At 65.7% G+C, this 23,641-nt stretch carries 20 protein-coding genes and 1 tRNA gene; 8 read left to right on the forward strand and 13 right to left on the reverse strand.

Annotated elements, in window-relative coordinates; genetic code table 11:
* Nucleotides 1-53 precede the first annotated feature (53 nt).
* Complete coding sequence (locus AB7F93_RS03645; protein ID WP_428301524.1) at nt 54-1,277, forward strand: DUF1015 domain-containing protein; 1,224 nt, start codon at nt 54-56, stop codon at nt 1,275-1,277.
* A 70-nt stretch (nt 1,278-1,347) separates the two neighbouring features.
* Here AB7F93_RS03645 and trmB read toward each other — a convergent pair whose 3' ends face one another.
* The 4 genes from trmB to apaG form a co-directional block, all read right to left on the reverse strand.
* Entirely contained in the window at nt 1,348-2,031 is a 684-nt protein-coding gene (gene trmB / locus AB7F93_RS03650; protein ID WP_428301525.1) for a tRNA (guanosine(46)-N7)-methyltransferase TrmB, read from the reverse strand.
* Nucleotides 2,024-2,815: a thiazole synthase gene (locus tag AB7F93_RS03655; RefSeq protein ID WP_428301526.1), complete on the reverse strand. Its 792-nt coding sequence runs from the start codon at nt 2,813-2,815 to the stop codon at nt 2,024-2,026. Before AB7F93_RS03655 ends, trmB begins: the two co-directional genes overlap by 8 nt.
* A gap of 96 nt (nt 2,816-2,911) precedes the next feature.
* Complete coding sequence (thiS, locus tag AB7F93_RS03660; protein ID WP_428301527.1) at nt 2,912-3,112, reverse strand: sulfur carrier protein ThiS; 201 nt, start codon at nt 3,110-3,112, stop codon at nt 2,912-2,914.
* Between the two features lies 1 nt (nt 3,113).
* Nucleotides 3,114-3,515 carry a Co2+/Mg2+ efflux protein ApaG gene (apaG, locus tag AB7F93_RS03665; protein ID WP_428301528.1) on the reverse strand — a complete coding sequence of 134 codons (402 nt, stop codon included), beginning with the start codon at nt 3,513-3,515 and terminating at the stop codon, nt 3,114-3,116.
* Between the two features lie 45 nt (nt 3,516-3,560).
* On the opposite strand from apaG, the gene AB7F93_RS03670 reads away from it, so the two are divergent.
* Both AB7F93_RS03670 and AB7F93_RS03675 read left to right on the forward strand, forming a co-directional pair.
* Nucleotides 3,561-4,355, forward strand: coding sequence for a thymidylate synthase (locus tag AB7F93_RS03670; RefSeq protein WP_428301529.1), 795 nt, complete (start codon nt 3,561-3,563; stop codon nt 4,353-4,355).
* Complete coding sequence (locus AB7F93_RS03675; RefSeq protein ID WP_428301530.1) at nt 4,352-4,849, forward strand: dihydrofolate reductase; 498 nt, start codon at nt 4,352-4,354, stop codon at nt 4,847-4,849. Before AB7F93_RS03670 ends, AB7F93_RS03675 begins: the two co-directional genes overlap by 4 nt.
* 102 nt (nt 4,850-4,951) lie before the next feature.
* Here the strand turns inward: AB7F93_RS03675 and AB7F93_RS03680 are convergent, their stop codons facing one another.
* Together AB7F93_RS03680 and AB7F93_RS03685 are read right to left on the reverse strand one after the other, a co-directional pair.
* Nucleotides 4,952-5,743, reverse strand: a complete 792-nt coding sequence (locus tag AB7F93_RS03680) for a sulfite exporter TauE/SafE family protein (RefSeq protein ID WP_428301531.1) — start codon at nt 5,741-5,743, stop codon at nt 4,952-4,954.
* A 50-nt stretch (nt 5,744-5,793) separates the two neighbouring features.
* A complete protein-coding gene (locus tag AB7F93_RS03685; RefSeq protein ID WP_428301532.1) occupies nt 5,794-6,357 on the reverse strand; it encodes a tetratricopeptide repeat protein in 564 nt (187 codons plus the stop codon).
* 128 nt (nt 6,358-6,485) lie between these two features.
* Here AB7F93_RS03685 and AB7F93_RS03690 point away from each other — a divergent pair.
* A tRNA-Ala gene (locus AB7F93_RS03690) sits at nt 6,486-6,561 on the forward strand.
* Between the two features lie 83 nt (nt 6,562-6,644).
* Here the strand turns inward: AB7F93_RS03690 and AB7F93_RS03695 are convergent.
* Nucleotides 6,645-8,108 carry a M48 family metalloprotease gene (locus AB7F93_RS03695; protein WP_428301533.1) on the reverse strand — a complete coding sequence of 488 codons (1,464 nt, stop codon included), beginning with the start codon at nt 8,106-8,108 and terminating at the stop codon, nt 6,645-6,647.
* A 79-nt stretch (nt 8,109-8,187) separates the two neighbouring features.
* Here AB7F93_RS03695 and AB7F93_RS03700 point away from each other — a divergent pair, with 79 nt between their 5' ends.
* The 3 genes from AB7F93_RS03700 (at nt 8,188) to AB7F93_RS03710 (ending at nt 18,312) form a co-directional block, all read left to right on the forward strand.
* Nucleotides 8,188-8,430, forward strand: a complete 243-nt coding sequence (locus AB7F93_RS03700) for a sulfurtransferase TusA family protein (protein WP_428301534.1) — start codon at nt 8,188-8,190, stop codon at nt 8,428-8,430.
* Nucleotides 8,431-8,708: 278 nt separating this feature from the next.
* Nucleotides 8,709-12,086: an STY4851/ECs_5259 family protein gene (locus AB7F93_RS03705; protein WP_428301535.1), complete on the forward strand. Its 3,378-nt coding sequence runs from the start codon at nt 8,709-8,711 to the stop codon at nt 12,084-12,086.
* 7 nt (nt 12,087-12,093) lie between these two features.
* Nucleotides 12,094-18,312, forward strand: coding sequence for a DEAD/DEAH box helicase (locus AB7F93_RS03710; RefSeq protein ID WP_428301536.1), 6,219 nt, complete (start codon nt 12,094-12,096; stop codon nt 18,310-18,312).
* Nucleotides 18,313-18,425: 113 nt separating this feature from the next.
* Here AB7F93_RS03710 and AB7F93_RS03715 read toward each other — a convergent pair whose 3' ends face one another.
* The 5 genes from AB7F93_RS03715 to AB7F93_RS03735 form a co-directional block, all read right to left on the reverse strand.
* The gene (locus tag AB7F93_RS03715; RefSeq protein ID WP_428301537.1) at nt 18,426-18,737 is read right to left on the reverse strand and encodes a hypothetical protein; all 312 of its coding nucleotides are present in this window, start codon (nt 18,735-18,737) and stop codon (nt 18,426-18,428) included.
* Nucleotides 18,727-19,017, reverse strand: a complete 291-nt coding sequence (locus AB7F93_RS03720; protein WP_428301538.1) for a BrnT family toxin — start codon at nt 19,015-19,017, stop codon at nt 18,727-18,729. The genes AB7F93_RS03715 and AB7F93_RS03720 overlap by 11 nt, the downstream gene beginning before the upstream one ends.
* Before the next feature lie 157 nt (nt 19,018-19,174).
* Nucleotides 19,175-20,191, reverse strand: coding sequence for a ketopantoate reductase family protein (locus AB7F93_RS03725; protein WP_428301539.1), 1,017 nt, complete (start codon nt 20,189-20,191; stop codon nt 19,175-19,177).
* Nucleotides 20,192-20,317: 126 nt separating this feature from the next.
* Nucleotides 20,318-20,947 carry a hypothetical protein gene (locus AB7F93_RS03730; protein WP_428301540.1) on the reverse strand — a complete coding sequence of 210 codons (630 nt, stop codon included), beginning with the start codon at nt 20,945-20,947 and terminating at the stop codon, nt 20,318-20,320.
* Nucleotides 20,948-20,975: 28 nt separating this feature from the next.
* The gene (locus AB7F93_RS03735) at nt 20,976-22,397 is read right to left on the reverse strand and encodes a DUF4139 domain-containing protein (protein WP_428301541.1); all 1,422 of its coding nucleotides are present in this window, start codon (nt 22,395-22,397) and stop codon (nt 20,976-20,978) included.
* Between AB7F93_RS03735 and AB7F93_RS03740 the strand changes: the two genes are divergently transcribed.
* A complete protein-coding gene (locus tag AB7F93_RS03740) occupies nt 22,389-23,054 on the forward strand; it encodes a pseudouridine synthase (RefSeq protein WP_428301542.1) in 666 nt (221 codons plus the stop codon). The two genes, AB7F93_RS03735 and AB7F93_RS03740, sit on opposite strands and share 9 nt — an antisense overlap.
* Here AB7F93_RS03740 and AB7F93_RS03745 read toward each other — a convergent pair.
* A complete protein-coding gene (locus AB7F93_RS03745; RefSeq protein WP_428301543.1) occupies nt 22,982-23,599 on the reverse strand; it encodes an HAD-IA family hydrolase in 618 nt (205 codons plus the stop codon). The genes AB7F93_RS03740 and AB7F93_RS03745 overlap by 73 nt on opposite strands.
* Between the last annotated feature and the right edge of the window lie 42 nt (nt 23,600-23,641).

Raw genomic sequence — 23,641 nt, forward strand, 5'->3', positions numbered from 1 at the left:
CCCGGGTTCCGTTCAGGAGCCCCGGGCTTTCTGTTTTTCGATCGAGGTATCCGATGTCCCTGATACGCCCGTTCCGCGGCCTGCGTCCGGCGGCCGGCCGTGCCGGCGAGGTGATCGCCCCGCCGTACGACGTGATGAATACCGCCGAGGCGCGCGCCATGGTGGCGGGCCGGCCGCTGAGCTTTCTGCACGTGTCCCGGCCCGAGGTGGACCTGCTGGAGGACACCGACCCCTACGCGGACGCCGTCTACGCCAAGGGCGCCGAGAACCTGCGCCGGCTGATCGCCGACGGCGTGCTGCGGCAGGACGCCGAGCCCTGCTACTACGCCTACCGGCTGGTGATGGACGGGCGCGCGCAGTTGGGTGTAGTGGTGGCGGCGTCCGTCAGTGCCTATGACGAGAACCGCATACGCCGCCACGAGTTCACGCGCCCGGACAAGGAAAACGACCGCGTGCGGCACGTCGACACGAGCAACGCGCAGACCGGCCCGGTGTTTCTGGTGCACCGCGCCGACGCGGCGCTGGACGGCGTGCTGGCGCGCGCCGCGGCCGGCCAGCCGGCGGCCGACGTCACCGCCGCCGACGGCGTGCGCCATACGCTGTGGGTGATCGATGCCCCGGCAGACATCGCCGCCATCACCGCCGCCGCGAACGCGCAGGGCGTGCTCTACATCGCCGACGGCCACCACCGCAGCGCCGCTGCATCCCGCGTGGCCGCGGCGCGCGGCGGCGATCCCAATGCCGAGCACCACTTCTTTCTGGCCGTGAGCTTCCCGCATGACCAGGTGAAGATCCTCGACTACAACCGTCTGCTGACGGACCTGAATGGCCTGGAGCCGGATGCCTTTCTGGCCCGCGTCGGTGAGCATTTCGAGTGCCAGCCGACCGCCGGCCAGGCACGGCCGACGACGGCCAACGAATTCGGCATGTACCTGCGCGGCCAGTGGTACCGCCTGACGCTCAAGCCCGGCCGGGTGCCGGACGACCCGGTCGGCCGGCTGGACGTGAGCCTGCTGCACCACTGGCTGATCGAGCCGGTGCTGGGCGTGAGCGACCCGCGGCGCGACAAGCGCATCGACTTTGTCGGTGGCATTCGGGGTTTGGGCGAGCTCGAACGGCGCGTCGACAGCGGCGAGATGGCGGTGGCGTTCGCGCTGTACGCCACTTCGCTCGAAGACCTGATGGCAGTGGCCGACGCCGGGCAGGTGATGCCGCCGAAGTCCACCTGGTTCGAGCCGAAGCTCGCCGACGGCATGGTCAGTCACTTGCTGGACTGAGCAACCGTCATTCGCGGCGAGGGCGCCGTTCCCACGGGGTTGCTTGTGGGAGGCGCGCCCTCGGGCCGAATTACTGTCGCCGCAGGCAGAAATCCACGATCGCGTGCCCCAACCGCTCACCGCGGCGCTCGTACTTGGTCGGCGGGCGGGCGGCGGTACCCGGTTCGGCGATGAAATCGGCATTGTCAGCCAGCAGCTCCGCGATCGCCTGCGCGTAATCCGCCCAGTCGGTGGCGATGTGCAGCCGACCGCCGGGCGCGAGCGCGCGCGCGGCGAGCGCAAGAAACGCCGCGTTCACCAGGCGCCGCTTGTGGTGGCGCTTCTTCGGCCACGGGTCCGGGAACAGCACCAGCAGTTCATCGAGACTGCCGGGCGGCAGGTGCCGGCCGAGCACCTCGACCGCGTCCGCGCACACCACGCGCACGTTGCGAAGCCCGGCCTGCTCGACGCGCAGCAGAAAGCGGCCGATGCCGGGCGGGTAGACCTCCACGCCGACGAAGTCGCGCTGCGGGTGCGCCGTTGCAAGATCGAGCAAGGCGTCGCCCATGCCGAAGCCGACTTCGAGCGTGCGCGGCGCGCGGCGGCCGAAGGCGTGGTCCAGATCGAGCCCGCCGTCCGGCAGGTCGATGCCGTAGCGCGGCCACAGCCGATCAAGCGCCTGCCGCTGCGCCGGCGTCATGCGCCCGGCGCGCACCACAAAGCTGCGGATGGCGCGCCGCGGTGCGGGAGCTTCAGCCGAAGGCGTCTCAGTCAAACATCAGCCCTTCGAGCGGCGACGAGGCGGACGCATACGCCTTGCGCGGGATGCGGCCGGCCCGGTAGGCCTCGCGGCCGGCCTCGACGGCCTTGCGCATGGCGCTTGCCATCAGCACCGGGTCCTTGGCGCCAGCGATGGCGGTGTTCATCAGCACGCCATCGCAGCCGAGTTCCATGGCCACCGCGGCGTCGCTCGCCGTGCCGACGCCGGCGTCGACCAGAATCGGCACGCCCGCCTGCTCGATGATCAGGCGCAGGTTGTACGGGTTGCGGATGCCCAGGCCCGACCCGATCGGCGCCGCCAGCGGCATCACCGCCACGCAGCCCATGTCTTCGAGGCGCCTGGCGAGGATGGGGTCGTCGGAGGTGTAGACCATCACCTCGAAGCCGTCGGCGATCAGCGTTTTCGCCGCCGCCAGCGTCTCGACCACGTCCGGGTACAGCGTCTTGTGCTCGGCCAGCACTTCAAGCTTGACCAGGTTGTGGCCGTCCAGCAGCTCGCGCGCCAGGCGGCAGGTGCGCACCGCCTCGTCGGCGGTGTGGCAGCCGGCGGTGTTCGGCAGGATGGTGTAGCGGTCCGGCGGCAGCACGTCGAGAAGGTTCGGCTCGTCCGGGTTCTGGCCGATGTTCACCCGCCGCACCGCCACGGTGACGATCTCGGCGCCGCTCATGGCGATGGCGCGGTCGGTTTCGTCCAGATCCTTGTACTTGCCGGTGCCGACCAGCAGGCGGGAGGTGAAGGTGCGTGCGCCGATGCGCAGCGGGTCGTCGTGTGCAGTCATGGTTGCTGATCCTGGCGGCATGAGCCGCCGTGTTGGCCTGGCGGCACCCGCCGCCGCAAGTAATGGGCGGCGCGCTCCGTCCTGTTGGCGACGGCGTCAGCCGCCGCCGATGGCGTGGATGATTTCCACCCGGTCGCCGTCGCGCAGCACGCGCGTCACGTGCTCGCCGCGCGGCACGATGTCGCGGTTCACCTCGACGGCCAGACGCTTGCCGGCAAGACCAAGCTCGTCCAGCAGCGCCGCCAGTGAAAGCTCCGCCCGCACCGCGCGCGGCTCGCCGTTCAGCACGATGTCCACGTCAATGCAGGCTGTGCGGCGCCGCCAGGTGAAACGGCGGAATCGGCGCGTCGAACTCCTCGCCGTCGTCCGCCACCATCTGGTAGCTGCCGTGCATGAGGCCGGTCGGCGTGTCCAGCAGGGTGCCGCTGGTGTAAGTGAACGACTCGCCGGGCGCCAGGTGTGGGTGCTGGCCGACCACGCCCAGGCCCCGCACTTCCTGCGTGTTGTCCTCGGCGTCGGTGATGATCCAGTGCCGCGATACGAGCCGCGCCGGCACCGTGCCGCGGTTGCTGATGGTCACCGTGTAGGCGAACGCATACCGGCCGCGCGCCGGCTCCGACTGGTCGGCCAGGTACTGGGTGCTCACGGCGACGGCCACGTCGTGCGGGCGCGGCTGGCGGGGATCGTAGGGAGCGTTCATGGCGGTATTCTAGCGCCCCGCTTCGGACCTCCCACGCCCGTCTTCATGCAGCAATATCTCGATCTGATGCGCGCCGTGCTGGAGCGCGGCACGCGCAAGGCCGACCGCACCGGCACCGGCACGCTGAGCCTGTTCGGCTGGCAGTCGCGCTATGACCTTGGCGCCGGCTTCCCGCTGCTCACCACCAAGAAGCTGCACGTCAAATCCATCATCCACGAGCTGCTGTGGTTCCTGCGCGGCGACACCAACGTCGCCTACCTGCACGCGCACGGCGTCAGCATCTGGGACGAGTGGGCCGACGAGCGCGGCGAGCTCGGGCCGATCTACGGCTACCAGTGGCGGTCCTGGCCGGACTACGCCGGCGGCCACATTGACCAGATCGGCGGCGTCGTCGAGCGCATCCGCCGTGATCCCGACTCGCGCCGCCTGCTGGTGAGCGCCTGGAACCCGGCGCAGGTGGACGCCATGCGCCTGCCGCCGTGCCACGTGCTGTTCCAGTTCTACGTGGCGGACGGGCGCCTGTCGTGCCAGCTGTACCAGCGCAGCGCGGACATTTTTCTGGGCGTGCCGTTCAACATCGCGTCCTACGCGCTGCTGACGCAGATGGTGGCGCACGTGACGGGTCTGAAGCCCGGCGAGTTCGTGCACACGCTGGGCGATGCGCACCTGTACCTGAATCATCTCGATCAGGCGCGCGAGCAGCTCGCGCGCACGCCGCGACCGCTGCCGCGGCTGGCCATCCGCCGGCAGACAACCTCGCTGTTCGATCTCGAATACGACGATTTCGCGCTGACGGCCTACGACCCGTACCCGGCCATCCGCGCGCCGGTGGCCGTGTGACGGCAGCGACCGAGATCGTGCTGGTGGTGGCGGTCGCGCGCGGTGGGGTGATCGGCGCGGACGGCGCACTGCCGTGGCACCTGCCGGCGGATCTCGCGCACTTCAAGCGCCTCACGCTGGGGCACGCCGTGATCATGGGCCGGGCGACGTTCGAGTCCATCGGCCGGCCGCTGCCGCAGCGTCTCAACATCGTGCTGACGCGCCAGGCCGACTACTCCCCGCCGGGCGTCGAGGTCGTGGCGAGCCTCGCCGCTGCCTACGCGCGCGCCGCCGTGCACGGCGGGCCGGTCATGGTCATTGGCGGCGCCGAGGTCTTCGCGCAGGTGCTGGCCGACGCGCAGCGCATCGAACTCACGGAAATCCACGCCGACCTGCCGGGCGACACGCACTTCCCGCCGCTGGGCGCCGACTGGCACGAGGTGGTGCGCGAGGACCATCCAGCCGACGCGCGAAACGCCCACGCGTACAGCTTCGTCACCTACCGGCGCGACTGAAACCCGGTCGAGTTTTTGTGGGAGGCCCGCCCTCGGGCCGAATGCTCTAACCGTGACATTCGCGGCGGGGGCGCCGCTCCCACGGCGACGTTGGACGGGTTTCTAGAACGACAGCACGCCCAGCATGCGCAGCCCGGCGAGCGCGAGGAACACCGCGAACACGCGCTTGAGTGTCGGCACCGGCAGGCTGTGCGCCAGGCGCGCGCCAAGCGGCGCCGTCGCCACCGCCGCCGCCGCGAGACCGACGAACGCGGGCACATAGAGGTAGCCGACCGCGCCCGGCGGCAGGCCCGCGTGGTCGCGCCCGTTCCACAGAAACGCCGCCGCGCCGAGCACGCCCAGCACCAGCCCGCAGGCCGAGGACGTCGCCACCGCACGGCGCATGTCCACCCGGCAGTAGTTCAGAAACGGCACCGTCAGCGAACCGCCGCCGATGCCGAGCAGCGTCGAGGCGGTGCCGATCACGCTGCCCGTCGCGAGCAGGCCGGTTTTGCCCGGCAGCGGCCGGCGCCCGGGCGCGGTGGCGTTGAAGAAAATCTGCGTCGCGACACCGATCACAAACAGGCCGAAGATGCGCGCCAGCAGCGCGCTCGGCAGCTTGTCCGCCAGCCAGCCGCCGAGCAGCGCGCCCGGCACCAGACCCGGCAGCAGCAGGCGCAGCAGTTGGCCATCGACCGCGCCGCGCTTGTAGTGGGCCCAGGTGGACGACATCGACGTCGGCACGATCACCGCGAGCGACGTGCCGATCGCCAGATGCATCAGCACCGCGGGCGGTATACCCAGCAGCGGGAACACCAACGCCAGCGCCGGCACGATGACCACGCCGCCGCCAAGACCCAGCATGCCGGCGATGAGCCCCGCCAGCGCGCCGACGGCGAGGTACGCAACCAGCATCACGCCGTGCGTTTACGGCGTGTGGCGTTCTGCGCCGTCGGCGGGTTCGCTCAAAGGCTGGTCTGCGCCGGCTGCGTGCGCGCGGCGAGCTTTTGCAGCATCTCGGTGGCGCGGGCGCTGCCGGCGGCGGCGGCTTTCTTCAGCAGCCGCTCGCCTTCCGCCATGTCGCGCGGCACGCCGGCGCCTTCCACGTACAGGCCGCCGAGCTCCGCCCACGCTTCCGCGTTGCCGAGTTCACCGGCCTTGCGCAGCCAGTCCGCGGCCGCCTTGTCGTCGCGCGTCACGCCAAGGCCGGAGGTCAGCATGGTGGCGATCTCGACCATGGCCTGCGCGTTGCCGGCGCGGGCCTGAGTTTCCCAGTGCCCGTAGGCGCGCTTGAACCAGGTGGTCGCCTGCGGCGGGTCCATCGGCACGCCGTGGCCGTACATGTAGAACGTGCCCATGAAGTACTCGGCCTCGACGTTGCCCTGGTCGGCCAGCGGCTCGATCAGGCGCACGGCGGTGTTGAAGTCGTGCTTCTCGAACGCGGCGATGCCGTCTTCGAGGGCGCCGGCCTGTGCGCCGAGCGTGCCAAGGGCCAGGGTTGCGATCAGCAGGCGAGTCAATGTCCGCACGGTGAGTCCTCCTCGCGAGTCACGCCGGCGGGCTTGGCCAGCGCGGGCAGCATGGTACACTGCGCGCCCCCGAAAATCGGCGCCGTGGCTTGTTCCAGCGGCCCCGCCCACGGGGAGCAAAGCACGATGGGGCGGTAGCTCAGCTGGGAGAGCGTCGCGTTCGCAATGCGAAGGTCGGGAGTTCGATCCTCCTCCGCTCCACCAAACATGAAGGCCCGGGCGCTTGGCGTCCGGGCCTTTTTTGTTGGGCGATTTTGTTGGGCGATGGCGTGCCGCCGGCGCGGGCATCAATTGACCGTCAGCGCGCGGCGGCCAAAGAACTGCCGCTCGAACTCCAGGTCGTCCTGCAACTGGCGCAGGCGCGCCTCGATGGTGGCGAGCTGCGCAAAGGCGATCGGCTGCAGCTTGCTGGCGCGGCGCAGCTGCTCCATGGCGAGCTCCAGGCGGCCGTTCTGCACGTGGTGCTCGGCGCGCATCTGAAACGCCTCCACCTTGTCGCCGCGCTGTTCGGCGGCGCGCGCCAGCAGCTCCAGCACCGGCGGGGCGGGCTGCGCCTGGTGCGCACGGGCGGCGAGCACGCCGCGCGTGACGTCCGCGTGCCCGGCACGCAGCTCGGACTCGGCGAGCAGCAGCTGCAGGGCGAGGTTGTCCGGGTACAGCTTCAGGTCCTCGCGCGCCAGGGCGCTGGCGGCGGCCGGCTGGTTGTTCGCCATCGCCAGTTCCACCTGCGCCACCCGGTAGGGCAAAAAATCCCCGGCGTTCGCACTCAGCGCCGTCAACCGCGCGGCGGCCTGCTCGGTCCGGCCGGCGCGCATCAGCGCCAGCGCCTCGCCATAGCGCCAGGCGCGCGCCGCCATCGGCTCGTCGGGCATCGCGTTTTGCTCGTAGTAGCGCAGTGCGTCGTTGGGGCCGGTGGCGGTCAGCACCCGCACCCGTTCGCGCAGGTGCAGGAAGGCGCCGTTGTCCGGCAGGCGCCGGCCAGGCAGGCGCAGCGCCCGGTCGCGCGACTCCGACACGCGGTCCAGCGTGACCGGGTGCGTGCGCAGGAAGGCCGGCATCTGTTCGCCGGCCGAAAAGCGCGTCGCCTGGTGCATGCGGTCGAAAAAATCCGCCATCGCCTTCGGGTCGAAGCCAGCCGCCGACAGCGTCTGGATGCCGATGCGGTCCGCTTCCGATTCGTTCTGGCGGGTGAAGTCGATCTGGTTCTGCACCGCCCCCGCCTGCACGGCGGTGATGGCCGCCACGCCGGCATCGCCGCCGCCATAGGCGCCGAGAATGATCGCGCCCAGCATGGCAGCGATGGTCGGCATGGTCATCCGCTGCTGGTTCTCGAACGCGCGCGGCAGGTGGCGCTGCGTGACGTGCGCAATTTCATGGCCGAGCACGGACGCCAGCTCGTCCTCCGTGCGCGTGGTCAGGATCAGCCCGCTGTTCACCCCGATGTAGCCGCCTGGGCCGGCAAAGGCGTTCAGTGTCGGGTCGGTTACGACAAAGAAATCGAACCCGCGCTGCGCGTCGCCGCTGTTGCGGCCAAGGCGCTGGCCCACCCCTTGCAGGTAGCCGTTCACGAGCGCGTCGTCCAGCACCGGCATGCTCTGGCGCACCTGCCGCATGAAGCTGACGCCGATGCGCTGCTCCAGTTGCGCGGACAGCAGCCCGCCGGCCGCATCGCCGATCTCGGGCAGGGCGATTTCCGCCTGCGCGCGCGGCACGCACAGGCACAGCAAGAGGCACATCAGGCGACGCAACATGGGCGGGCGTTCGGGCAGGGCAATGGGTGCCGACTAAGACAGTATGCTTGAGCCGCAGTTACGCCACCGCCCACGCGCCATGACCGATACGGCCCCCCACGCCACGCAGGAACTCGACACCAGCGGTCTGCTGTGCCCGCTGCCGGTGCTCAAGGCCCGCCGCGCCTTGAACACCATGCAGTCCGGCCAGCGCCTTTGTGTGATAGCCACCGACCCCAAGGCGCCGGACGACTTCGCGGCCTACTGCCAGCAGTCGGGCGACGTGCTGGTGGAGTCCACGCGGGAGGGGGAGGGGTTTCGGATCGTGGTGCAGAAGCGGTGATTCGAAGCTCCCACGGCGACGGCATGTGTGGCCCTAACGGGGGTGCGGCCAGGAATTTGACGGCGCGCTTGGCGGGCATCTTGCTTGATGCGGTGGTCTCGCCACCGCGTTTTAGATCGACCACCTCGTCGCGTCGGTTGTAGGTGTGGGCGCCGTGACTAATGTCGTGACTAATGTGAGGTTGCGCCCACCTGGCCGGTGAATTAGCGATATAGGGCAAGCGGGCCTTTTGCACGGCCTCAGGTTTGACGCGGACAACAGGTTAGAGGGAGGCCCGCATGACGGGGTACGATCACGTCGGAATATTCGCTGACTGGGAACGTAAGCTGCTACTTCGCCATCAGCTCGCCGGACCAGACGGGCGCAGCCTTTACCAATACCGCCTCACGCCCGCGGAATTCAGTGATCTAGAGCGATTGCTACGTGAATGCCTGAGCGGCCCGCCTCCCTTCAATCTGTCGCAAGGCATCCGCTCGCCAGGGTTCTCAAGCCTGTTCGTGCTTTACGCCGCTGAGTGGTGGCGGCGTCGATTCGACGGCGCACATTGGTCTTGGGAACCCATCTTATACGACATCGGTGCAGACCCCAACGAATGGAATCAGTTGCAACGAAGCCAATGTGTTCTATTAGGATTTAAAGAATGGGGCTTGCAGGTCAGAGAAACAGGGGGCCTGCGCTTTCTTGGAGCTGTCGCGGTCCAGGGCGGCCTCCCTTTGCGGTTGCTGGTTCAAGCCCGTGGAAAGATTGGCCAGTTATTGAGTCAGATCCTCAGGCAGGCCGGCAATAGCAGCGTCACGCATTCCGATCTCCTGACCTGGGTAGAAAGCCTGCAAAGCAGCTTGCCACAAAGCTATCGGCAGGCGGCCATTTATACCTTGTTGGCCGATGTCGCCTGGACGATTTTGCGCCTGAAGGACGAAGCGAATCTTACGTCCAGTGCGGATGCGATTTCGAAGCTCGATCAACAAGTCAATGGCTGGCGGGAGCGGTTTCCCCTGCCCATCGAGGATGTCGATGCTCAGGGCTTGATTGACCAACTCGTTCGAGATGCGGCCGATGTGCGCATTGAACGGCACGCACTCTGCCTTTCAGTCGAGCGCAAGCTCATCGCTGACGAGAGTGGCGCTTGGTTGTTGCAATCCAACGTTGCTCTTCCGGAAAGCATCCAGGCTAGCCAGCTTGCCAAGCTCATTGACGTGACGGTTGACGACCTGCCTCGCGCGGGGGAACTCGCTTTGATCGCTGGCGACAAACGCTTGGCTACGACAATCCGCCGCATGGCCGGGAGTGACGGTTATCGTGTAGAACGGAAGCCTTGGGGATACTCCGGCGCAATCTGCGCTCACGAGCATGTGCTTCATCTTTCAGCACCGGATGGCCGAGCCTGGTCCGGGATGCTCCCAAAGGGTGAGGCGCTTGACGAGGACTTACCCTGGGTGTTTTCCACGGAAGAATCATCATTTCGCTTCCTACGCCAGGGTAGCGGCGGCGTCGCTGAAACTGAAGCTCTGATTGCATTACCGGTGGGTTGGCACATTCAGTGCGTTGAAGGCGCCGCGGCGTCAGATTGCGGTCGCTTGGCTTTACACGATCGGCGGATACTCCGCATTCAGGGCATGGTCGATTTTCATGACGACACAGGATTTTCTTGCCGGATACGCACAGGACAAGTCACGTCGCCAGAAGAAAGTTACGAATGGCGAGGTCAGCGCTATTGGCTGAATTTCCGGAGTCCGACGATGGCTTTCAAAGGACTACCTAATCTCTATCGAATCAGCCCGGACGGGGTTGCCCAAAAGGTAGACAGACACCCTGGCTGGAGCGTGATAGGTGCGCCAGCGGCGACCAACATACAGCCGATTGGTCCTGTCGCCGCCCGTTATCCGGCCACGGGCGAAGTGAAACAACGTGCCCGCTTGGTCGCTCTGCCAGCGAGTGCTGCGCTATCGCTAGTGAGTCATGATGCCACCTCGGGCGACGTGACTTTCGACAATTGGGGGGCGGCAGCCGCACGGGTTCTTACAGACGGAGTTCTACATAAGTCGCGGAGTATAAATGATACGTTGGTCCTCTCGCTTAGGGTCGCACCGGCCAAGCGAGCACCAGAAAGGGTCGAGATCGAGCTTTTCTGGCCCCAAACCCTGACCCCGGTGCGGCTGGCCGTGCCATTCCCCGGACGAGGCGCACGAGCTTTTGATGCCAGCGGCGCGGAACTACGCTCCGGCACGCTACTCGCTGCAGATCAGCTTGCCGGCGTCCGTGCATTGATGCTCGATGGTGGGAGTAATGCGCCCATGACCCTGGAAGTCGCGTCCAGCCATGGCGATCATCTACGCAGGCATAAGCTCCGTACTTTGCCGGGTGCACTCAGCATCGAAGTTCGGCTGAGGGATTATGGAACCGATATCCAGCACGTGCTTTCCGCCGACGACAGCCCGGACGCCCGAGTGCAAGTCGAACTACGGGTCGGTGGCAGCGAACCTTGGCGGCTCAATGTGGCCCGCTATGCCGCTAAGCTGGACAAAAACGGCCCGAACGCAGCGATTGACGACGCTGGCCTCGCAATGCTCACCTCGGAAGAAATCCAAGCGTTGCCTGTGATGGCTTTACGTCTGGAGCGACCTGGCGACGAAGCAATTCGGCTGAGTCCCCGTACCACCGAGGGGGTACCCACCGGCTCGTGGGAATTTGCGACACAGGCTCGTGAGCCAGGATGTTGGCTGATCTACCCTGGCCCGGACGCGCGCTTACGTTTCCGTCCTACGCTTTGGACGGTTGCCGGCGAATCGCAGTCTGACAGTCCATTGGCCCGGGCGATTGGTATTGCCTACCAGAAGGATCGTGAAGCTGCGTTGGATGATGCTATAGAAAAGCTTGCGGCCGATTTCCTGAATCCCTGCTGGACTGAGGTCGAACAACTGGTTGGGCAGGTCGGTCACTTGGCCCTTGTAACTCTGGATGTTTGGCGTCGGTTCGCGCGATCTCCGAAGGGCATGGCGGCATTGGCGATTCGCTTTGGTACCCTGCCCGCGGGCTTTTTGGATCGATTTGATCGAGAGTTGCCGTTCGCGTGGGAGACTGTCCCCTTCACGGCGTGGACGCAAGCGATGGAACGCTTGCACACCCAATGCAAGAGTTTTGGTGACAATTCGGGGGATTATCTCTTCCAGGCGCATCTGAACTCACGGATCAAAGATCTGACCGCGATGCACGGTGCCTTGCACTACTTTCTCGGTATTGCAAGCTCAAAGTTTATGCCGGAAGCCAAAAAAAATTTACCCGCGCTTCGGTATTTCGGCGGTACTGCAGACTCCAGGCTGTTTGAAGGCGCCGACAGCCTGCTCATGCGGTTGCGTCGATCTCACGCCAATGACGAGTGGCCGACGGGCTTAAATGCGATCGTTGGCCAAGCCCGAGCCCAACAAGAAATCGCGCGATTTCTATGTACCCAAAATCTCCACTACTGCGACGGTGTCGGCAACTTGCCGCTCTTGCTCGCCGCTCAAGTGTGCATTAACCAGACCGATGGATGGTTTGCCGAACGCGATCGCATTCACGCCTTGCGGGAGCATCGTGCCTTTGATCCGGAGTGGTTCGACGAAGCCTATAACCTGACCGTTGCCCGTTGTCTGGCCGCTGGCGTGCTGGATGGTTGAGGAAAAGATGAGCCGAACCTACTTCTCCGAGTTACTGCCCGTTCTGGCTGAACGCTCCAAGCTGGCTGCGATCAGTCGATTGGGTTTCGCCAACGTACCGCTGCGCCGGCATCTGGTTGAGATATTCGGTCGGCCCTACGGCGAGCAGGGATCATTTCTCGGCGATCCCACGTTCGAGGCGGTGTTTGGCTGGCAGGGGGCGGAGCCGCGCATGGCCGACCTGGCTGGCGCCTTGCTGACGAAAGAACTCGTCCAGGCGATGGATAACGTACCGGGTGAATTGCGGGAGGACTACCGTTTCCCACGTGACCGGCAGCCCTATTTGCATCAACTGCAAGCCTGGCAAGTACTCGCGCAAACTACACCACAGTCCGTGATTGTCGCCAGCGGTACCGGTTCTGGCAAGACCGAATGCTATATGGTTCCCATCATTGATCGCTTGATACGCCAGCGTGCGGAACAGCGTGGCCCTCAAATTGGCGTGCGAGCCCTGTTCCTGTATCCGCTCAATGCCCTCATCAACAGTCAACGGGAACGGTTGCGCGCCTGGACGCAGTGCTTTGGGGGCGATATCCGTTTTTGTTTGTATAACGGCAATACTCCGGAAACCCTACCCGCCCACGAGAAGCGCGACCATCCCAACGAAGTCCGTGACCGCGAGTCCCTCCGTGCCTCGCCCCCGCCTATCCTAGTCACCAACGCATCCATGCTGGAGTACATGCTGGTGCGCACGGTGGACAAATCCATCCTCGACCACTCGCAAGGCAAGCTGGAATGGGTGGTGCTGGACGAGGCGCATACCTATGTCGGCTCGCAGGCGGCGGAAGCGGCCCTGTTGATCCGGCGGGTGTTGTTCGCCTTCGGTGTCAAACCGGAGCAAGTTCGTTTTGTCGCGACTTCGGCCACCATCGGCGATCCGGAAGGCGAGGCCGGGCAGAAGCTGAAGCGTTTTCTCGCCGATGTGGCAGGGGTGGCGCTGGATCGGGTGCGGCTGGTGTCGGGCCGGCGGCAAGTGCCCACTCTCGGTGGCAATGCGACGGAAGCTGCCTCGACTCTGACGGCACTCGAAGCGATTGATTCGGACCAGGAGCGGTCCTCCGGCCGTTATAGCGCGCTGGTGCGTCATGCCAAAGCGCGACGCCTGCGCGATCTGTTCCTCGGCATGTCCAACTCGCCGTCGGTGGCGAAGCTCTCTGAGATTTGCCATCTTTTGTATCCGGGTGATCCCATCCCTACATTGGCGCAACAGCAGGAAGCGCTGCGCTGGCTCGACCTGGTTTCCGGCACTCGGGCCAATGACGGCACGGCGTTTTTGCCTTTGCGAGCGCACCTTTTCCACCAAACGCTTTCTGGCATATGGGCCTGTGCCGACCCGAGCTGTCTGAAAAGAGCCGGTACCGTCCTAGATGACCCCGACTGGCCCTTCGGCCCTATCTACTTTGAACCGCGCAAACACTGTGATTGCGGCAGCCCGGCTTACGAAATAGTTACCTGCGGGGATTGCGGTGCCGTGCATCTGCTGGCAGGCGAGAGCATGGGACTGCTTGGCCATTACCGCTCACAGGCAGCACTGGATGAATTCGAACTCGAAATGGAACCGGGTGAAATCTTTGAGGAATCGGAAGACGAGGAAATGACCGGCCACCAACATAGGGTGCTGATCGTCAACCGCAGCTTCGACAAGGTCGGGCCACTAGACATCGAACGGCATAGCCGCCGGATCGTAGAACACGCCTCTGATACCGTGCGGCTGCTGGTGAGGGAAGACGAAGGGGATGGGCTGTTTTGCCCAGTCTGCGGCGCCCATGACACCCCCAAGTACCCCCTGTTCCAGTCCAGTCGTCTGGGCGCGCCCTTTCTGTTGGGCGGCATTCTGCCCACCCTGCTGGAGTACGCGCCGGATGGTGAAAAACCTGCCGATCACCCCTGCCGGGGCCGACGCCTGCTCACCTTCAACGACAGCCGCCAGGGTACCGCGCGCATAGCCGCTAAGCTGCAACAGGATTCGGAGCGCAACCGGGTACGCGGGCTCGTGTATCACTTGGCGCTGCAACAGGGACGGGGGCAGGCGAGTCAAGAGGCTGCAAGGCTGGGTGAGGAAATCGAAATCTTGACGGCAAATCTCCCGGCCACGCCAAACGCAAGACTTGATGAGCTTATCGCCGAAAAGCGGAAACGACTCGACGATCTCACTCGCCCCATCCCCATCCCATTTAACGACTTGGCCCAGCACCTGGCCAACCAGGGCCGCGACTTCGATCTCATGCTGGGGCATTACCGCCGGCAGGCGCCCGGCATCTTCCATGAGCCAGGCGGCCCTGTTGAACTGGCGCGGATGTTCCTGGTGCGCGAATTCGGCCGGCGACCGAAGCGCCTTAACAACTTGGAAAGCATGGGGCTGGTGGCGGTCCGCTACCCCGCGCTGGACAACATCCAACTGGTGCCGCCGGCCGTGACCCAGGCAGCGGGTTTCGACCTCGACAGCTGGCGGGATTTTCTGAAAATCAGCCTGGATTTCTTTGTACGTGCCGGAGGTTCGCTGGCCATACCCGCCTCCTGGCGCAACTGGCTTGGTATGCCTTTCCCGCAAAGCCAGCTAGTGCCGCGCGACCAACCGGACACAGGACGCAGCCAGAGGCGCTGGCCCCGCGCCAGGCAAAGCGGCCTGCGCGCCACCTTGGTGCGCCTGCTCACGCATGTGCTGAAGGCGGACCTTGGCGCGCCCCAGGGCGAGGACAGGGTAGATGCGGTGCTCGAGGCCGCTTGGGCGGCACTGATCGGAACAGGAGTCTTGCAGCTCACCGGTGACGGCCGTGTATTGCAACCCGCTAGCCTGGCTTTTGCACCAATGGACCATGCCTGGATCTGTCCCGTCACCCGACGGTTTCTCGATACCACACTGCTTACGCATACTCCTTACCTGCCGGACCGGGCGACCGATACCACCCGCCTTTGCCGGCGGGTCGCTATCCCCCTTTATGATGAGCCCTTCGGCGGCGTCAGTGACGATCTGGAGCGCATCCGCCGTGGCCGAGACTGGCTGGCAGGTCAAACCGATATCGCCCAACTTCGTGAGCAAGGCCTGTGGCCCGATTTGAACGACCGGCTCATTGAACTGGCGCCTTATTTCACGGCCGCCGAACACTCTGCACAGCAGGACTCAAAGACCCTGGAACGTTACGAGAAGGCGTTCAAGGTCGGCGACATCAATCTGCTGTCTTGTTCCACGACGATGGAAATGGGAATCGACATCGGCGGTATCGCCAGCGTCGGCATGAACAACGTGCCGCCGCATCCGGCCAATTACTTGCAGCGTGCCGGTCGTGCAGGGCGGCGCAGGGAAGCCCGTTCGGTGGCCATGACCTTGTGTAAGTCGAATCCGCTCGACCAGTCCGTGTTCGCCAATTCTCGCTGGGCCTTCGATACCCAACTCCCCGCGCCCCGCGTCAGTCTGGACAGCGGCATTCTCGTGCAACGGCATGTGCATTCCCTCTTGCTGGCCCGGTTCTTCGCAGCCCATCTGGCGGGGAGTGGACAGGAACAAACAAAGCTCACCTGTGGCCTGTTTTTTTCAGGCGACACACCCATGGCCAATCGCTATGCTGACTGGTGTCGCAGCTACTCCGAACAGCGAGACCCGGAACTGGCACGGGGACTGCGCCAACTATTGCGCTATAGCCTGCACGATAGCGTTGATCTGCACCGCCTGCTGGACACTGCCGCGCAAGAAATGGATGCGCTATCTCTGGGCTGGCGGCGGGAGTGGGAGCAATTGGAACGGGAAGCCGAGGAAGTTCGCCCGGGCGGCGAGGCGGCTCCGGCTGTTCGCGCCGTCAAACTGCACCAGCAAAGGCTGTCCGGGGAGTACCTACTGCGGGAGCTTGCTACCCGTGGCTACTTGCCAGCCTATGGTTTCCCTACCCATATCGCCCCGTTCGACAATCTCACGCGTGGCCGCATGCAGCAACATGTGGAAAGCCGCGAGGACAACCGCTACCGCCGCCGCGAGCTGGCCAGCCGCGATCTCATGACGGCGTTGCGAGAATACGCGCCCGGTTCGGAAGTAGTCATGGATGGCTTGGTGTACCGCTCCGCCGGCGTGACCCTCAACTGGCATGTTCCCGCCGACCAGCAGGAGGCACGGGAAATCCAAGACATCCGTCATGCCTGGCGCTGTCGGCATTGCGGTGCCAGCGGTTCCAGCTACAGCTTGGAAGCGGCGCGCCGTTGCGATGCGTGCGGCGACCGCGTTGCGGATATGGACATCCGTGAATTTTTGCAGCCCGCCGGCTTTGCCGCAGATTTCTATAAGGAGCCGAGCAACGACATCACCAGTCAGCATTTTGTTCCAGTGGAAACGCCGTGGATCGATGCAAAGGGGGGCTGGTTTCCTCTGGTGAACCCGGCATTGGGGCGATTCCGCTCGACTTCGGGCGGCCATGTTTTCCACCAATCGCGTGGTATCCACGGCCAGGGGTACGCCCTGTGTCTACAATGCGGCCGCGCCGAGCCTATGTTGCCAGACGGCGGCCGTCCGAAAGCCTTTGAACGACCGCATTACAAACTGCGCCGCGCCAAGGATGAGGGTGGGGCGCCATGCGCGGGCAGCGAAAGCGACTGGAAAATCAAATACGGTATCACCCTCGGGCATGAAGCCTGGACGGACGTTTTCGAACTTCAGCTGAAGACGGCGACCGGTATCTGGCTCGATGACGAGCGCGCTGCCATGACCCTGGCGGTGGCGTTGCGAGATGCCCTTGCCGAGTCCATCGGAGTTTTGGCCACTGAATTGGGTTGCACGACCAAACCGGTGCGGCCAGAGAACGAGCCCGTGCGCCGGTCCATCTTAATTTACGATCGCAGTTCGGCGGGGTATGCCTCCAGCGTAGAGGGCCACTTGGATTCCATTTTCCATTTGGCGCACAAGCGGCTGGACTGTCCAGGGGCTTGCGATAGTGCATGCCCGCGTTGCGTTCTCGATTTCGACCAGCGTTTTGCTGCAGACGATCTGGACCGGCACGCCGCCCTCGCCGTTCTTACCAAGGGTTGGCTGGATCAGTTTCACCTGCCTTCGGAGCTGAGCTATTTCGGTCCAGCATCCCGCGCCGAATATCGGAGCCTGCCCGAGGCGATCTGGCACGCAGTTATTCGGCAAGGTGCCCCAGGGGTGCGCCTATACACAGGCGGGGATGCAAGCATCTGGGATGTCGGCCCGTCTTCTCTGCGCGAGCTCGCCTACCGTTTGGCGGGTCATGGGGTGGCCGTGGAAATCATTCTGGCTGACGTTTCCGTCGACCAGCTAGATCACGCGGACCGCTACCTGCTCGCAAGCCTCGCCGATCAGCCGAACATCACTATCCGTGCCATCGCCGCAACTCAGCGTTGCGGACAGGGCTGGTTAATAGCCGAGACTTCGAGTGATCCATCATCTCGCTGGGGGGTGGTGAGCGAACAGGCAATAGCCTTCAGTCCCGGGTGGGGTAAAAGTGAAGGGCCATTGGTTACAGCCAGAAATGGCGCACGGTTACATTTGTCGGGTGAGGCTCTTCGTGCAGAATTAATCCGGCCAGAGCGGACTGACTCGGGTGACCGAGAGATGGAAATCCACCACGAGTTGGACGGCGGCCTTCAGGGCTTCGGTTGTCGATTTTGGCGACACGTCGCTGGCGAACATCCTGCTGTCCGAGACGTCTTGGATGACCTCGATGCCGACATCGTTTCGATCGCCTATCGTGACCGCTATTTATTCACGCCGTTGTCGGTTGCCCTGCTCGCTGAATTGGTTTACGGACTGCGCCAAATCGTTGGGCAGGAACGATGGGCGGTTCGTGATTGTTACATCACCACAACGAATCGCCGCAGTGTCGCAGGAAACACGGCCCGGAACATGATTTGGTCGGACTGGTCGGAGATGAACATCCGTGAGCAAGTATTGGAAGCGACTTTTCGTTACCTCGGAATCGACATAGTGGTACAAGTGGCTGACGGAGCCACGACCGGCCATGGCCGGCTGCTTGATGTGGAATGGTCGTCGGGCAAAAAAGTGACCTTGCGCCTCGATCAGGGCGTTTCATACTGGCGGGCGGCCCGGTCGAACAGCCGTCAAGCCTGCTACTTTAGGTTTGATGCTGGGGAGGCCGACGTACGGGGTAGGCAGTTGGCGGAATTGATGATCGACATCGAAGGCGCATCTCATCCGACCCAAATTTTTGCAAAGGTGCGGTAGTTGTAGGAGTCGTGGACGTTGTCCCTATTTAGCGCGTAGGGCGGATCGCGATCCGCGTTCCGTGTTGTCTTTCGGGTACTTTGTCTCGAACACGGAGGGCGGAATACGCTGCGCTATTCCGGCTTACGCGGGCTACGTGCCCTGCCGCTCGCAGGGGCCTTGCGTTCTTCGAGCCGGCCGGTGACGTATTTGTGCAGGACGCTGGCGATGAGCGTTTGGTACGGCATGCCTTCTTCCAGCGCCCGCACCTGGATGTCCTGCAGGTCGCCGGCCGACAGGCGGATGTTGACACGCCGATCCTTGATGGCGGTTGCCCGCGCCGCGGCGCGTAGCTTCGAGAGCTCGCCCCGGGTGGCAACGGACTTGAGCTTGCCGGCCTCGTAGGCGGCCAGCAGTTCTTCTTCGTACTGAGCGTCATTCGACATCGGGCTCACCCTTGTTCAGAAAGTCGCGTGTCGCCTTGCGACTCGGGATGACGGTCTTGAGGAAGTAATGGTCGCCTTCCTCGACAAACGGAACCAGGTAGGCGTAGCCGTCCCAGGCGACCACCATTACCCGCTGGTTGGGGTATCTGGCCGGGTTCGGGTGGGTCACCACATCGAGCAGGCCGCCGGCCTCCACAGCTACGACGACTTGCTCGAAGCTGATGCCACGTTCGGCCTGCAACTCGGCATTTTTCTCGGCACCCCAGCGGAAAGGTTTCACGCTTGGCAATCTAGCTCACCGTGTGCCGTTTGTCATCGGTTCGTGGCTGTTGATGGGACGGATAAAGTTGGCTCAATCGTAGCGGCGCTACGAAAAGCCGGATTTTTTCAAGGCGACGACTCGCAGCCGCGCACGCCGCGACGCGGCCGGCAGACCCTCAATCCGCCAGCCCCGAATCCTGCACCTTGGCCACGCCGTACACGTACTGCAGCACCGGTACGTCGACGCCCAGTTCCGCCGCCTTGTCCAGATACGGCTTGAGGATGATGTCGACTTCCATCTTGCGCCGGCGGTGCAGGTCCTGGTGCATGGAGGTGCGGCCCTCGGTCTCGCCGCTGGCCTGCATGCGCTGCCGAAAGCGCACGCCGAGTTGCATCATCAGGTCGACCGCGTCGTCGAAGGGCAGGCTGTCGTACTCGCGGAACTGGCCCATCGGCGCGTAGAAGTTCTGCGGCGCGTAGCCCATGGCCTTGTAGACCTTGAGGAAATCGCGCGCCAGCAGGATGTAGTTGACCGCGCCGGCGCGCACTTCCAGGCCGTCCGGGAAGGTCAGCGGCAGGCCGAGCGTGCTCACCGACCAGCCGGACGCGGTGCCGATCTGCATCAGCTTTTCCCACAGCACCTGGCGGATGTTCTGCATGGCCTTGGTGCCGAAGCCGGCGTTCTGGAACGCCGCCACGACGGCCTCGATGCGCGGCGTGACGCCACCGTCAAGTTCGCCAAAGTAGGCGGTGGTGGGCGTGGTGAGGCCGGCCATCACGTGGCCGGGTTCGAGCAGCACGCCGCCCTCGATGGTGGACGCGCCGATCACCTTGTCGCGCCCGGCCCAGTCGCGCAGGCGCTCTTCCTTGCCGATGCCGTTCTGGAACGAGCAGACCATGCGCACGCGGTCCTTGAGCGAGGCGGCCTCGGCGAGCGCGGTTTCGGTGTCCTTGCCCTTGGTGAGCAGGATCATGAGGTCGAACTCGCCCGGCGCCTGGTCGGGGTGCGTCACGCAGGTGAGGTGCTCGCGCACCACGAAGTCGCCGTAGATGCCGGTGATGTGCAGGCCGCTGGCCTTGATGGCGTCCATGTGGCGGGGCCGGCCGACCAGCGTCACGTCCTCGCCGGCGCGCGCCAGCATGCCGCCGATGACCGAGCCCAGACCGCCGGCGCCGCAGATGATGAAGCGCATGGTTCTCCTCCTGGCTGTGTCTTTATCGTGCCGCCCATGGGTCAGGGCGGCTTCGCCAAGATTCGCACATGCCAAATGCTTGCGCGACGCGCAAATCCGTGTCCCGCCACACGGCCGGCGTGAGGGTTACGGAAGCTGAATTCGCCCCGCCGGGATGGGCTCGTGGCCCAGCGACACCAGGCGCAGGTCCTCGCCGTAGCGCAGCAGGCCGCCCAGGCGCTGCTGTTCCACCTGTTCCAGCGGGCGGGCGTAGGCGCTCGATTCGGCGCCGACCGCCGCCACGGCGTCCTTGGCCACCTTCATCAGCGCGTCCTGCACGGCCTTCAGATCCGGGTTGTCGGTGACGACCATCTCGGCGCGCTGCTCGCCGTTCGAGGTGCGCGCCACCGCCTCGTACACCGCGCCGGTGTAGCCGGCGACGGTTTCCTGCCGGCCGAGCGGGCGCACGGTGACATCCGTCGGCACGTCCGAGGTGGCGTCGCCGAGCAGGCCGGCGAGGAAGGTGTCGGCGCCCACGGCGCGGATCTGCCGCGAGACGTTCTCGACGTCGATCACCTGCCCTTGCGCCACGGCGTACAGGCGCCCGTTCAGCATGAGCTGGTAGTTCTCGGCGTCGGTGCCGATGCGAAAGTTGCCGGCGTCGCGGTACTCGACGCGCAGTTGCTCGCCGCCCGCCATGGCGTAGACGGCGGTCAGGTCGGCAAGGGCAGGGGCCGCGGCGAGTGCCGCGGCGACAAACAGCAGAGAACGAATCATCAGCAGCACACTCCTGTGAGGCGACCGGTCAGATTTTCACCCGCACGCGGTAGGTGAGCGTTTGACCGCCGCCGGCGGGGACTGTCACGCGCCAGCGGGCGGTGTGCGCGGCGGCCTTCTTGTGCGGGTGGGAGCTGTCGATGAGGGTCCAGTCGCCGGGGATGGGCTCGTCCACGGTCACGGTCACCGGCGTCTTGCGGGCGTTCTTGAGGTCGAGGCGCCAGGCGCTCTCGAACTGCGGGCGCTGGTCCGTGTCGACCGTCAGCACCTTGAAGGCGGTCTGCGTGCGCCGGGCGGTCACGTCAAAGGCGTCGCCGAGCTTGATGCGCGCGGTTTCGTTCTGCGGCGTGTGGTCGATGCGGTCCTCGCCGACGAACTGCGCGCCGCCGGCCGAGTCGCGCTGGTAGACGCGCACCACGCCGGCCGGCAGCGGCAGGCCGAGCCCGGCCGCCTTGCGGTTGTCGACGTGCAGCAGCACGGCCACCTTGTGCGGGGTGTCGACTTCGCCGATCTGCGCGCCGTAGTAGTACTCGGCGCCGCTGAGGCGATATTCCTTGTGCACCTGCACGGCCGGCGCCGCGAGCAGCGCCACCTGCTTGGTCTGCTGGTCGGCGAGCGTGGTCGGCCGGCCGAGTGTGTAGAGGTGGTAATCGAGCAGGGACTCCTCGCGCATGGCGCCGGCGTCGGCCTTGGCCATCATCTCGGCCGCCATCACGTCGCGCTGCAGGGCCGGCTGCACGCGGTTCACGTCGCCGGCCACCAGTTGCAGGCGGGCGTTGCGATACGCGGTGCCGCTGCGGTTGGTCAGCGTCACCCAGCCGGATAGGGCGAGCTCCTTTTCGTTTGCCGCCAGTTCGGCCACGTAATCGGCTTGCCACGTCAGGCCGCCGGTGAGGTAGGACAGCTCCAATGCCCGCTGTCCGGCGCCGTCGCCGTTGACGGTCACCGCCAGCGTCGGCCGGTCGCGCAGGTTGTCCGGCACGGCGTCGAACACCAGGCGCCCCGGCAGGCCGGTCTCGATGCGATCGCCGATCTTCAGCACCACGCCCTCGCCCGCGGCGAGCACGCGGGCCGTCTCGGTGCTGTCGGCGCCCGTCGTGGGGTGGGTGCGCACCACGCGCACCTCGCGGCCAATGTATTTCTCCAGCAGCTTGGCGGGCGTGAGGAGATCAAAGTCGAAGTTCTGTTCCAGCAGCGCGATCGGGTTGCCCTTCGCCACCCGCAGCAGTGCGGTTTCGGGCCGAATCTGCGCGCTCACGTCGCGCAGCTCCAGCACGCTTTCGCCGGATGGCAGCGTCAGCTCGCGCGTATCCTTCACCAGCGCGAGGTCGCCGTTGTAGACGGTGACGGCGAGCGCCTTCTGATCATCCAGCGTGCTGCGCAGCGGCGCCGCCTGCACCAGTCCCGCCAGCGGCGCCGCGAACGCCAGTGCCCGTAGCCCATGTCGCATTCGTCCACTCCTGCGGCCGCGCCGCGTCTGGTGCTGTTGAACAAACCTTACGACGTGCTGTGCCAGTTCACGGACGCGGCCGGCCGGGCGACGCTCGCCGAGCTGCTGCCGCTGCCCGGCCTGTACCCGGCCGGCCGCTTGGACCGCGACTCGGAGGGCCTGTTGCTGCTGACAGGCGACGGGCGCTTGCAGCAGCGCATCGCCGATCCCGCCTTCAAGCTGCCGAAAACCTATCTCGCCCAGGTTGAAGGCATGCCGGACGAGGCCGCGCTCGACGCGCTGCGCCGCGGCGTGGTGCTGAACGACGGTCCCACCCGCCCGGCGCAGGCGCGCGTGGTGCCCGAGCCCGCCTGGCTGTGGCCGCGCGTGCCGCCCATCCGCGAGCGCCGGCTGATTCCAACCGCCTGGATTGAACTCACGATCACCGAGGGCCGCAACCGGCAGGTGCGGCGCATGACGGCGGCCGTGAACCTCCCCACGCTGCGCCTGATCCGCGTGGCCATCGGTCCGCTGCGGCTCGGTGAGCTTGCGCCGGGCCAGTGGCGCGCGGCGACGGCGGCGGAACTCGCCGCGCTCGACCGCGTTCAGTCAACCGCCCCGACCGGCCGGCCGAGCGCGGCGCCGAGATCGCGCAGGAACGCCGCCCGTTCGCGGTAGACGACGCCCGTCATGCCGAGCGCCATGGCGCGGGCCACGTTGTCCGGGTTGTCGTCGATGAACACCGCCTGCGCCGGGTCGACGCCGATGGCATCGGCCACCGCCGCGAAGGCCGCCGCCTCGCGCTTGCAGGCGCCAAGGTAGTAGCTGTTGAACACCCGCCCGAAGGCGTGGGCGAAGGGCTGGGCGGATTCGATGTCGTCGAGCCAGTCGGTGTGGTCGGACAGCACCGCCGTGGCGTACCCGGCGCGCGCAAGCTCCGCGGCAAGCGTGAGTTGCCACGGCCGCACCTCGGACAGCGCCAGCACGTCGGCGCGAAAGCGCGCGCAATCGCCGAGCGGCCCGAGCGCGGCTTCGAGGCAGCGCCACCAGTCCGCTTCGGCGCCGCGGCCGGTGACGTAACCGCTGTCTACCAACGCCTGGAACGCCAGCCCCGGCAGGGGCGGGTAGTCGAGGCCGCGCCGCTGCGCGAGCGCCTTCAGCGCGCCGCGAAATCCGCGCTCGGCGACGACGCCGTCGAAGTCGAAGATGACCGCGCGCAGCATCAGACTGTGCTGTGGGAGGCCCGCCCTCGGGCCGAATGGATC

The sequence above is a fragment of the Immundisolibacter sp. genome (assembly GCF_050250495.1).
Lineage (GTDB): Bacteria > Pseudomonadota > Gammaproteobacteria > Immundisolibacterales > Immundisolibacteraceae > Immundisolibacter.